The organism is Pectinatus frisingensis (assembly GCF_014076555.1).
In the GTDB taxonomy this organism is placed as follows: domain Bacteria; phylum Bacillota; class Negativicutes; order Selenomonadales; family Selenomonadaceae; genus Pectinatus; species Pectinatus frisingensis.
The window spans coordinates 2039284-2051894 of record NZ_CP045424.1 but is presented as its reverse complement, the minus strand read 5'-3'; the positions used below and the strand labels follow the sequence as shown (position 1 = coordinate 2051894).

Annotated in this window: 10 protein-coding genes; 4 read left to right on the top strand and 6 right to left on the bottom strand. The window is 37.5% G+C overall.

Features of this window, described 5'->3' with window-relative positions; translation table 11 throughout:
* The first annotated feature begins 11 nt into the window (after positions 1 to 11).
* The 3 genes from rbfA to truB are packed head-to-tail and all read left to right on the top strand — an operon-like array spanning position 12 to position 2185.
* Positions 12 to 386, top strand: coding sequence for a 30S ribosome-binding factor RbfA (gene rbfA, locus F8M42_RS09575; protein WP_182186284.1), 375 nt, complete (start codon positions 12 to 14; stop codon positions 384 to 386).
* Complete coding sequence (locus tag F8M42_RS09570; RefSeq protein ID WP_182186282.1) at positions 370 to 1314, top strand: DHH family phosphoesterase; 945 nt, start codon at positions 370 to 372, stop codon at positions 1312 to 1314. Before rbfA ends, F8M42_RS09570 begins: the two co-directional genes overlap by 17 nt.
* Position 1315: 1 nt before the next feature.
* On the top strand, positions 1316 to 2185 hold the full coding sequence (truB, locus tag F8M42_RS09565) for a tRNA pseudouridine(55) synthase TruB (protein WP_182186280.1): 870 nt from the start codon (positions 1316 to 1318) through the stop codon (positions 2183 to 2185).
* A 64-nt stretch (positions 2186 to 2249) separates the two neighbouring features.
* Here truB and F8M42_RS09560 read toward each other — a convergent pair whose 3' ends face one another.
* The 4 genes from F8M42_RS09560 to F8M42_RS09545 all read right to left on the bottom strand — a co-directional run bounded on the left by F8M42_RS09560 (position 2250) and on the right by F8M42_RS09545 (position 8702).
* Positions 2250 to 3227, bottom strand: a complete 978-nt coding sequence (locus tag F8M42_RS09560) for a glycosyltransferase family 9 protein (protein ID WP_182186279.1) — start codon at positions 3225 to 3227, stop codon at positions 2250 to 2252.
* A gap of 2216 nt (positions 3228 to 5443) precedes the next feature.
* Positions 5444 to 5812, bottom strand: a complete 369-nt coding sequence (locus tag F8M42_RS09555) for an endonuclease domain-containing protein (protein WP_182186277.1) — start codon at positions 5810 to 5812, stop codon at positions 5444 to 5446.
* 926 nt (positions 5813 to 6738) lie between these two features.
* Positions 6739 to 7704 (bottom strand): glycosyltransferase family 8 protein, encoded by a 966-nt coding sequence (locus F8M42_RS09550; RefSeq protein ID WP_182186275.1) that lies wholly within the window; start codon positions 7702 to 7704, stop codon positions 6739 to 6741.
* 2 nt (positions 7705 to 7706) lie between these two features.
* On the bottom strand, positions 7707 to 8702 hold the full coding sequence (locus F8M42_RS09545) for a glycosyltransferase family 8 protein (RefSeq protein ID WP_182186274.1): 996 nt from the start codon (positions 8700 to 8702) through the stop codon (positions 7707 to 7709).
* Positions 8703 to 8984: 282 nt separating this feature from the next.
* On the opposite strand from F8M42_RS09545, the gene F8M42_RS09540 reads away from it, so the two are divergent.
* On the top strand, positions 8985 to 10073 hold the full coding sequence (locus F8M42_RS09540) for a polysialyltransferase family glycosyltransferase (protein ID WP_182186272.1): 1089 nt from the start codon (positions 8985 to 8987) through the stop codon (positions 10071 to 10073).
* A 662-nt stretch (positions 10074 to 10735) separates the two neighbouring features.
* Here the strand turns inward: F8M42_RS09540 and F8M42_RS09535 are convergent.
* Together F8M42_RS09535 and F8M42_RS09530 are read right to left on the bottom strand one after the other, a co-directional pair.
* Complete coding sequence (locus F8M42_RS09535; RefSeq protein ID WP_182186270.1) at positions 10736 to 11104, bottom strand: endonuclease domain-containing protein; 369 nt, start codon at positions 11102 to 11104, stop codon at positions 10736 to 10738.
* Positions 11105 to 11497: 393 nt separating this feature from the next.
* Complete coding sequence (locus F8M42_RS09530; protein ID WP_182186269.1) at positions 11498 to 12589, bottom strand: glycosyltransferase family 4 protein; 1092 nt, start codon at positions 12587 to 12589, stop codon at positions 11498 to 11500.
* Between the last annotated feature and the right edge of the window lie 22 nt (positions 12590 to 12611).

Genomic DNA, 12611 nt, shown 5'->3' with positions numbered 1-12611 from the left:
TAGTGATATAAATGGGTGTCCGTGTCGAAAAAATACAAGAACAAATAAAAGAAGAAGTCAGTGATATTATCTTGCGCGGTTTGAAAGATCCTCGCATCGGTTTTGTTACTGTGACTAAAGTCGATGTATCCAGCGACTTGAAAACTGCTAAGATATATGTGAGTATTCTTGGCAGTAGCGAACAATTTGAAAATACCTGGCAGGGATTGAGACATTCCTGTGGTTATATACGCCAGGAACTGGCCAAGCGCATGCGGATAAAATTTGTTCCTGAAATAGCTTTTTATCCTGATACCACAATGCAGTATAGTGCCCATATTCAGGATTTAATAAACAAAATACATCGCTCGGCGAAAGAGGAATCTGACGATGGAAGTAACGATTAAGGAAGCGGCAGAAAAAATAAAGAGCGCCCGGCATATAATAATCGCGCCACATGTCAATCCGGATTGTGACGGACTTGGTTCGACGCTGGGACTGTATCATGCTTTGACTAAAAGCGGACATGATGTCAAAATATTTGTCGATGATGAAATTCCTGAGGCATATCATTTTTTACCAGGTTGGGAAATATTTAAAAAACCTGATGAAAAAATAAAAGATGTCGATTTACTTATTGTACTGGATGCGGAGCCGGAGCGTGTGGGACGTGTAACGACCATTGCTGACGCACCAATACTAAATTTTGACCATCATCGTTCGAATACGCGCACAGCCGATTTCCTTTATCTGGAACCACAGCGGGCAGCTACCGGTGAAATTATGTATGAGCTGCTCAAGACACTTGATATACAATTTGATTTAAATATGGCAGTATGTATCTATACTGCCATTGCCACTGACTGTGGATTTTTTAAATATTCCAATACTACAGCTTATACGATGCGGATTGCTGGAGAACTATTGGATATTGGCGTCAGACCCAATCTTATTTCAGAGGCATTGGATCAAAAAAAATATGATGACATAAAAATACTTGCCGCTGTTATTAATTCACTCGAACTTTATAATGACGGAACTGTTGCGGTAATTGGTGCTGATAAAAACATTGTTGACAATTGCACCTCTACGGAAGGATTTGTAGATATTGCCCGGATAGTCGAAGGGGTTGATGTTGCCGTACTAGTAAAATATGCTGGTGATGAGCTGACTCGCATAAGCATGCGCTCTAAAAATACGGATGTAGCAACGATAGCTGAAGCCTTAGGCGGTGGCGGACACGTGCGGGCTGCCGGCTGTACTTTGAAGTTGCCGTTTGCTGTGGCCAGACAAAAAATCATTACTGCCATAATCAATGAAATGGCGGAAAAATAAAATGTCCATTAATGGATTTATCAATGTACTCAAACCGCCGGGAATGACATCACATGATGTGGTTAGTTGTTTGCGGCGCATATATGGCACAAAAAAAATTGGTCATGCCGGAACACTTGATCCGGCAGCGGCCGGAGTATTACCTGTTGCGGTTGGAAATGCCACCAGGCTTTTGGAATATATGGGAAATACAGATAAGCGCTATCGGGCAGAAGTACTGCTTGGACTGAGTACTGATACCGATGACGATACGGGTAATATTTTGGAAAGAACCTTGTTTACCATGCCGCCGCAGGAAAAAATAACGACAGCTTTATTGGGCTTTTACGGTGATATAATGCAGACACCATCTGTCTATTCGGCAATAAAGATAAACGGCCGCAAGGCCTGCGATTTAGCCAGAAGCCATATTGATGTTGTAATACCACCCCGATCAATTCATATTTATGAATTGGTCTTACGACAAATTTTTACTGATAAATTTTGTATTGACGTTCATTGCTCAAAAGGAACATATATTCGCTCATTGTGTGTAGATATCGGCAAAAGCTTAGAAATACCAGCAACAATGGGATTTTTGATTCGTACTGCAGTAGGTAGTTTTTCTCTTGCAGACAGCCATACATTGGAAGAAATAGCTAATAATCCTTTACAGTCATTGCAAGGAGTGAACATCCTTTTGAATTATATACCGGGATGTGCAGTAGATGAATTGGCAATTGCAAATTTTCGCCAAGGGAAAAAAATAGAACATGATGGCAGCCAGAAAGATGGTACGGCTGTACTAGTATACAACGATGTTGATTTTGCCGGAATTGGCATAATCAGCGAAAATGGACAATATATTGCACCACACAAGGTGCTGAATTAATAAGAAAAGATATGTTTTGTAAGATAATAAAACCTGCAGTAAAGATTTTTACCGCAGGTTTTATTTATTTTCCGATAATATTTAATGTAGCTGCAAAAACTCTATCAGGAGAACATTCATTTGACTTCAACAAATTTGCCTTATATAAATTCGGGCCGGGTGCCCACTTTGCTATATGGGCATCATCACTGATATAGAATAAAGCCGTCACCGGAATGTCCACGGCAAGTCCCAAATGCATGGTACCGGTATCAACACTTATTAAAGCAGCACTCAATTGCAAAATGGCGGCGAGCTGGGCTATAGAAGTTTTATTAGTAAAATCAATATAATGAGTAGTTAATTCCCGTAATTGCCCGCTGTATTTTGTTGCACGGCTGCCGGCACCCAGAAATAGTACTTTATAATCGGTAGATTGAAATTTGTCGATTAATTGGGCGCATATTTTAACCGGAATATCTTTTTCGATTTTTTTAGAAACAGCGCAGATACAGATAAACTTATCCGTATTGTCTATACCGGCTGCTTCAAGCAGCTGGACAGCATCATCATAAGCAATACGCGGCGGTTTATAAATCATAGGCAGATCCTTCACCGGTGCGTGGATGTATTGTTCTAATAAGATAGCATTACGTTCTGGTACACGGTATTTACCATGATAATCAATATTTTTATTACTAAGTAATAAACGTATCAGACCTTTGTTTTCGGCATATACTTTTTTAGCACCAAAAAGACGCGCTAAGATTATACCGCGTTCGTTACCATAAATGACAAATGCTGCCGTAAAGCCGGCAGCAAAAACATGGCGGTATTGCTGATAAAATCTGTAGGCACCTAATATACCGTGATGTTGACCATTTTTGTCATAAGCGATAACTTCATCGACACCATCCAAATGATGGGCGGCATCAATAAAAGGTTTATTGGCGATGAATACGGTATGGCTGTCAGGAAATACAGCTTTTATATTGCGGCATAATGGACCGGTCAGTAAAATATCGCCAAAAAAAGATGTATTGATTATTAAAAAGTTTTTCATATTCAAGTCATCCTTTATTAAAAATATAAACAATAAACTGTATATAATATAAATAACTATATATTTATATTATATACAGTTTATCAGATAAAGAAAGGAATTTAGTTAAATATATCATATCTTGGAATATATAAGATGCAGCTAATTTTCCAACATGTTATGAGAGCTGCTAACCCAAAGGCTCCCTTCTAAGGGCAGACAAAAGGTAAGATATATGCTTCATGTTTATAAAAATACCAGACAAAAGACTTTCCTTGGATTATCGGAATGTGGTGAATGTTTTTCCGACGTTTTAAGAATGACTAATTCAAAGGCTCCCTTCTAAAGACGTGCAAAAGGTAAGATATATGTTTCCATGTTTATAAAAATACCAGACAAAAGACTTTCCTTGGATTATCGGAATGTGGTGAATGTCTTTCTGACGTTTTAAGAATGACTAATTTAAAGGCTCCCTTCCAGGGGAGCTGTCGGCGCAGCCGACTGAGGGGTTACCTTAAAACAAGACAATATTTGATGCGGAAGTTAGGAAGTAAATCCTCTTTGTTAAGGAGGGCTTTAAAGAACGTAATTTATTATATATCTAAATAAGTAGTAATATCAAAACAGTCAGGCATTAAAGAATAAATTTCAATGTGGAGTATGTGATAAATGTTTTTTCTTGCTCCATAAGAATGACTGACCAAAAGGCTCCCTTCTAGGGGAGCTGTCGGCGCAGCCGACTGAGGGGTTATCTTAAAACAAGACAATATTTTGATGCGGAAGCTTAGGAAGTAAACCCTTCCGTCATGGCGCTTACGCCATGCCACCCTCCCTGTTAAGGAGGGCTTTAAAGAACGTAATTTATTATATATCTAAATAGGTAGTAATATCAAAACAGTCAGGCATTAAAGAATAAATTTCAATGTGGAGTATGTGATAAATGTTTTTTTTTGCTCCATAAGAATGACTGACCAAAAGGCTCCCTTCTAGGGGAGCTGTCGGCGCAGCCGACTGAGGGGTTATCTTAAAACAAGACAATATTTTGATGCGGAAGCTTAGGAAGTAAACCCTCCCGTCATGGCGCTTACGCCATGCCACCCTCCCTGTTAAGGAGGGCTTTAAAGAACGTAATTTATTATATATCTAAATAGGTAGTAATATCAAAACAGTCAGGCATTAAAGAATAAATTTCAATGTGGAGTATGTGATAAATGTTTTTTTTTGCTCCATAAGAATGACTGACCAAAAGGCTCCCTTCCAGGGGAGCTGTCGGCGTAGCCGACTGAGGGGTTATCTTAAAACAAGACAATATTTGATGCGGAAGCTTAGGAAGTGAACCCTCCCGTCATGGCTTACGCCATGCCACCCTCCCTGTTAAGGAGGGCTTTAAAGAACGTAATTTATTATATATCTAAATAAGTAGTAATATCAAAACAGTCAGGCATTAAAGAATAAATTTCAATGTGGAGTATGTGATAAATGTTTTTTCTTGCTCCATAAGAATGACTGACCAAAAGGCTCCCATCTAGGGGAGCTGTCGGCGCAGCCGACTGAGGGGTTATCTTAAAACAAGGCAATATTTGATGCGGAAGTTTAGAAGTAAACCCTTCCGTCATGGCGCTTACGCCATGCCACCCTCCCTGTTAAGGAGGGCTTTAAAGAACGTAATTTATTATATATCTAAATAAGTAGTAATATCAAAACAGTCAGGCATTAAAGAATAAATTTCAATGTGGAGTATGTGATAAATGTTTTTTCTTGCTCCATAAGAATGACTGACCAAAAGGCTCCCTTCTAGGGGAGCTGTCGGCGCAGCCGACTGAGGGGTTACCTTAAAACAAGACAATATTTGATGCGGAAGCTTAGGAAGTAAATCCTCCCGTCATGGCTTACGCCATGCCACCCTCCCTGTTAAGGAGGGCTTTAAAGAACGTAATTTATTATATATCTAAATAGGTAGTAATATCAAAACAGTCAGGCATTAAAGAATAAGCTTCAATGTGGAGTATGTGATAAATGTTTTTTCTTGCTCCATAAGAATGACTGACCAAAAGGCTCCCTTCTAGGGGAGCTGTCGGCGCAGCCGACTGAGGGGTTACCTAAAACAAGATAATATTTTGTTGACTACTGCATTTGCGGAAGTTTAGGAAGTAAACCCTCCCGTCATGGCTTACGCCATGCCACCCTCCCTGTTAAGGAGGGCTTAAGATATGCAGTTCACAAGAAATCCTTAGAGACTAAGAATTTTTGTTGTGGCTATGTTTAATATATGCATCTATTGTATAACATACTTCAGTGAAATGTTTAATCACATCTGTGTTAGAAAATCGCATGACATATAACCCGTATTTTTGTAATAATAATGTCCGTTTATTATCATTTATATGTCCGGTTTCACTATAATGTTGTCCACCATCAACTTCAATTACCAGTTTGGCATAATTACAATAAAAATCGACAATGTAGTTTTCAATTCTGCGTTGACGATAAAATTTTACTGGATAATTACGAAGAAAATCGTACCAAAGATGGCGTTCTTCTTTAGTCATTGTTTTACGCAAAAATTTTGATATTGATTTATTTTTGCGGTTATATGGTAAACTCATAAGAATGTTCTCCGTGATTTATTTAATCATCAGATGTTTATGGGCAGAATCTATAAAATTATTAATCCAAAGGTTTCCTTCAAGATATTGGCATGTGATGAATGTTTTTCCAATATGTCAATATGTTATGAGAGCTGCTAACCAAAAGGCTCCCTTCTAGGGGAGCTGTCGGCGCAGCCGACTGAGGGGTTATCTTAAAACAAGACAATATTTGATGCGGAAGTTAGGAAGTAAATCCTCTTTGTTAAGGAGGGCTTTAAAGAACGTAATTTATTATATATCTAAATAGGTAGTAATATCAAAACAGTCAGGCATTAAAGAATAAATTTCAATGTGGAGTATGTGATAAATGTTTTTTCTTGCTCCATAAGAATGACTGACCAAAAGGCTCCCTTCCAGGGGAGCTGTCGGCGCAGCCGACTGAGGGGTTACCTTAAAACAAGGCAATATTTGATGCGGAAGTTAGGAAGTAAATCCTCTTTGTTAAGGAGGGCTTTAAAGAACGTAATTTATTATATATCTAAATAGGTAGTAATATCAAAACAGTCAGGCATTAAAGAATAAATTTCAATGTGGAGTATGTGATAAATGTTTTTTCTTGCTCCATAAGAATGACTGACCAAAAGGCTCCCTTCCAGGGGAGCTGTCGGCGCAGCCGACTGAGGGGTTACCTTAAAACAAGACAATATTTGATGCGGAAGTTTAGGAAATAAATCCTCTTTCAAACTTAATAAGTTCACCGTCATAAATCTGATGCCCAATGTCTAAGCGTTGTTTTTCTGTGTATCTCATGGTAAACCTCCTGTATATAATCACGATTAGGTTATGTTAGAATTTCCATATATATATGCCTATTTATATTATACATGAAAATGTCCTAAAGCCACCCCTCAGTGTCCAGTTTTAGTTTACCACTTCATATTACATTAACCAGCGTATTTTTTTACCAGATATTTAATATACCAGCCCAGTGATTTTACGATATTCCCATTATGGCGCAAAGCTTTTGCATAAACTTTCATCTCTTTATAATTGCGTGGCATCTGCAGTACTTCATTTTTCCAAGGAGTATGCTGCTCACACGCAGAATATAAGTGTCTGTTAAAATCATTGCAGATGCTGCTGATAGGCCAGGCTATGTTCCACGGCTTAGGATGGGCAGCAAAATGGAGAAATACGATGTCATTTCTATTTACTGCAGCAGGATCAATGCAATTATAAATTTTATCAAGATAAAGAACTTTATTGTGTAATACTACGTTGAGTGCATCCTGGTCAAGATAGCGAAATAGGACTGGGTCTTTTTTTATCACAGCCAGTACTTTGTCCATAACCGAAAAATTATTCCAGACAGCAATATTTATGACCAATACACCAGCGTTAAAATATGTATGATCCTTTAATTGTAAGGCTTTGTTACGTTTTTTGTTCATCCAGTCCAGATCGGGTACGGCAGCAATGATATTATTCTGTAAATCAAGTGAAAATAGCTTATTAGCAGAATTGAGACAGATTATATCGGCGTCAATATAATAAATATATTTTTCTTCATGTAATATATATGGCAGAATAAATCGAAAATATGTAGGCAGAGGCAGATGAACAAAAGTTGGCAGTTCACGGAGAATAGCAGGATTTATTTCATATACAATAATATTGATATTCAATTGCCGGGCCAAATTTTTAATACGATCAATATTGGTATGGTTTAATTTGACCGCTAGGATATGAAAAGTAAAAGCAGCATTATTATGCCGGCAGATGGATAAAATTGAAGTACCCATGCAACGGGCATAGTTATCATCAATACCATAACCAATATGAATGGTATTGGCAGATTTATCAGCAGCAAAAAGATATTCGTATTTATTATTTATCGCGTTTGAAAACATAGTCACTCCTGCACAGCTTTTATTGTTTTATCCCGGATTCTCCATATGATATATAAGGTACCCCATTGCAGCCAGCCAATGTAATTCCCGGTTCGTTTCATTGCACGGGCCATGAATTTGGCCTGTTTATACGTTCTGGCTTCTTGAACAGGGACATTGGCCCAGGGAGAGGATTTTTGATATTTATGCCACAATGATGTCAATTGATGGAACTGTCCCCAGCGCTGCCATGGTTTGGCACTGCCTGTATAATGAAGAAATATTATAGTAGGGTCAAGTTTGTCAATAGTATCATTTAAAGAACGTATAGTATTATAGCAATGTGGTAAAAATAGTATTTTTTGACATAAAAGAATATTAAGAACATCCTGATCATAAAATTTAAAATTATTTTTATTTTGTAAAAGTGTTACGGCTTGTTCGGAAATATTTGCTTCATTCCATCGTCTGATGTCAATCAGCATAACACCGGAATTAAAGTATTTTTCACCGTTAAAATTAAAATTTCTTCTGGCATATTCCGTCATTCCATCATGATCGGGAACAACTAATGCTATGGCATTTTTAAAATCTGCTTTAAACAAGTTTTCTAATGAATTTAAACATAATATATCTGAATCGAGATATAGACATCTTTTGGACACAGTTGAAAGTTCACGGCAAATTATAAAACGATAATAAATAGCCTTGGACCATGTAAAAAGAGTGGGAAATGCAGTAAATTTATTATTATTAATATAATAAATATATATAGCAATATTTTTATGTGCTCGACCAAGTGCAGCCAGATGACTAATATCATCACTTATCAATTTATCAGTAAAAACATGAAAGGCTATCGTTGCCGATGGATTATTTTTTATTATTGAGGACATCAACACACCCATACCCAAAGCAAAATGGGCATCAATGCCAAAAGCGATATTCATACTGTCTGACAAATCAATTTTATTGGCAATATTTTTTTTTGCCTTGATCATATCGGTAAAAAAATTCATGATAATTTTCCTTTTCTTTTATAGTCAGCCAGCATTATGATACCAGTTATTTGTATAAAGTCAATGCAATATAGAAATAATTTTTAAGACAGCATTGTCGGAGAGTTTTTCAACCGATGAAATATACAATATTGTGCATTTTTATTTTCAAAAAAATTTTATGCTGATGTAATTTTATTCGATTCAAAGAGCAGGATCACTGTAATAAGAAGTAATATACAGTCAATCGGCTGCAGTTGTACTTTACCAGACTTTACGATAAAATAAAATTAGAGGTGAAGCATGAAAAATTTATTTATTATTAACACACCGTTTCATTTATTGACATGTTTTATTTTGAGTAAAAGCACTTTTCGGAGTGATGACAATTATTTAGCACTTATACATCCGCATAGTTATGAAAAGTGGACGCAGAGCCATCTTATGGAATATATGGCAACAACAAAATGCGGCTATAAAGCTGTTTTTCCGCTCATCAATTGGTTGTCGCACAAAAATAAAACTAAAAGCTATCATGAACAGGCACAGTCTGTGAAAAACAACATTGGTAAACTGGGCATCAATAATGTATTCATGGGCAGTGATATCGATCCGCAGAATCAGTTGTTGGCAGCTGTATTGGGAAAGACGGAGTATTATCGTTATGAAGATGGTTTGTTTTCTTATTACAATGAAGATCGCCGCAGGCCAAAAACACATGAGTTGTTCCATAAACTAAAATTGTGGTTGTTGAAACGGTCAGCAGGGATAAAAAGTGATATGTATATAAATACTTCTACTGCCGGTGACAGTCGTGCCGGTATAGCTGATTATATGTATGCACCGGAACTTTTGCAGCGATATTCACCACGAACAATAAAGATAGATAACAATATGATCAAATTGGCAATAACTGATTTGACGCAGCATGACCTTTTACAGGAAACTTTTACTGAGCGCAGTATCCTGTTTTTAAGTCAGCCTTTGGTTGAAAAAAAATGGTATACAATTGAACAAGAAATGACTTGTCTAAAAAAATTAATTGAACCGTTTAGTGATGGAACAGTCTTACTGTATAAGCCGCATCCCAATGACAGCAGTTATAAAATTGATTTTTATCGGCAGCATTTTCCGCAGATGCGTCTGTATGATGATATTGAACCGGCGGAATTATTGTTTGTCAGAGAGAAAAAATTAATGGCTGTAGCAAGTTATCAGTCGACAGCATTGATGTATCCTGATAAATTTGCCGGGCGACCATTCAAATCCATTAGCTTGGCAGATTTTGGACATAGTCCAATATTACCGGTTTATAAGACAATAATGGAAAAGTCTGGAGTATATTTCCCGCAGACTGCCGAAGACATAGTAAATTATATAAGGAAAGATTGATTTGAATCAATCTTTCCCTGAATCTTGGTGTCTGGGTTTTATAAGAAATCACTGTCCCGAAGGTTCCTTTTGAGATATTGAAGTGTGATGAGTGTCATGTCGGCATATTATAAAGATACCAGACAAAAGACTTTCCTTGGGTATCGGAATGTGGTGAATATTTTTCCGACGTTTTAAGAATGATTAATTCAAAGGCTCCCTTCCAGGGGAGCTGTCGGCGCAGCCGACTGAGGGGTTACCTTAAAACAAGGCAATATTTTGATGCGGAAGTTTAGGAAGTAAACCCTCCCATCATGGCTTACGCCATGCCACCCTCCCTGTTAAGGAGGGCTTAGGATATGCAGTTCACAAAATTCTTAGAGATTAAAAGATTTTGCTGATAAGATGCAACCCATTTTCTAACATATTATGAGAAATCACTAACGGCTGTCTTCGATATATTGGCATATGTGAATAGTTTTTAACATGTTACAGGAGATCCACTAACCAAAAGGCTCCCATCCAGGGGAGCTGTCGGCGCAGCCGACTGAGGGGTTACCTTAAAACAAGGCAATATTTTGATGCGGAAGTTTAGGAAGTAAACCCTCCCGTCATGGCTTACGCCATGCCACCCTTCCTGTTAAGGAGGGCTTAGGATATGCAGTTCACAAAATTCTTAGAGACTAAGAATTTTTGTTGTGGCTATGTTTAATATATGCATCTATTGTATAACATACTTCAGTGAAATGTTTAATCACATCTGTGTTAGAAAATCGCATGACATGTAACCCGTATTTTTGTAATAATAATGTCCGTTTATTATCATTTATATGTCCGGTTTCACTATAATGTTGTCCACCATCAACTTCAATTACCAGTTTGGCATAATTACAATAAAAATCGACAATATAGTTTTCAATTCTGCGTTGACGATAAAATTTTATTGGATAATTACGAAGAAAATCGTACCAAAGATGGCGTTCTTCTTTAGTCATTGTTTTACGCAAAAATTTTGATATTGATTTATTTTTACGGTTATATGGTAAACTCATAAGAATGTTCTCCGTGATTTATTTAATCATCAGATGTTTATGGGCAGAATCTATAAAATTATTAATTGAAAGGTTTCCTTCAAGATATTGGCATATGGTGAATGTTTTTCCAATATGTCAATATGTTATGAGAGTTGCTAACCAAAAGGCTCCCTTCTAGGGGAGCTGTCGGCGCAGCCGACTGAGGGGTTACCTTAAAACAAGACAATATTTGATGCGGAAGCTTAGGAAGTAAACCCTCCCGTCATGGCTTACGCCATGCCACCCTCCCTGTTAAGGAGGGCTTAGGATATGCAGTTTGCAAAATTCTTAGAGACTAAGAGCGTTTGCTATATATAATGTAACTCGCCATTACTAAAGCGGTTCCCGCCATTTCGAGGATAGATATATTATTTACATATTATATTGTGACAGACATTGTTTATATAACGACGAAATTTCTGTAAGCATTTTTGTCGGAGAAAAGCGAGTAATAATGTCTTGTCGTGCTGCCTGTCCCATTTGTGCGCACAGAGATTTATCTGCTGATAATTGACTGAGTTTTTGACATAATAGTTTATCATCACCATAAGGAACGGTAAAGCCTGTGATATTGTTGGTTATTACCTCATTGATACCGCCAACATCATAAGCTGCCGCTGGTTTTTGCATGGACATTCCTTCTGCCAGTACCAACCCAAATGTTTCAAAACGTGATGGTAAAACAACAGCATCAGCTGCTGACAAGTAATTTTCCACATCTGGTTTATGTCCGATAAAGTGGACACGCCGGCTCAAGCCATGCCGCCATATTTGATAGCGCAAATGCCATTTTGCATTACCGGTGCCGATAATCAATAAGTGCCAGTTCGCTGCCGTCTGATAGTTTGTCAGCAAATCAAGCATATGCTGATGTCCCTTATTGCGCAGATTTTTTATACGGGCGATGATAGCCATGCAAAAGGCATCATCAGGAATGGCATAATATTTTCTCAGCTCATTTCTATTATCATGAGGACGAAATCTTTCAGTATCAATACCATTATAAATAAGCTGTACTTTTTTAGCGGCAGCACCATTATCAAGGGCAACCTGACGGACACATTGGCTGACGGCAATTATTTTATCACAGTCCAGTAAAATTTTTTCCTGCAAATTGCCAAATGCCCCATGTGCTGTATAAATTACCGGTAAATTTAAATGATAATTCAACTTACATTTCATGGCAGTAATTCCGGCAGCAGCAGAATGGGCGTGAATTATATCAATATGATATTTTTTGATTATACGGCGCAGAAAATAGGCAGCTAAACCAGTATTCAAGCGCAATGGCAAGAATATCTGAGTAATGCCATTTGCCGCTAGTTTATCGGCAAGCTGACCGCCACCAGAGACAACAATGACATTATAACCGTTTTTTTGCAGAAGTGGAGCCAGCATTGCTACATGGCTTTCAGCGCCGCCGATATTCATGCGAGGGACAAGAAGCATTATATTTATATTCATTTTACTGTAATTATTCATCATA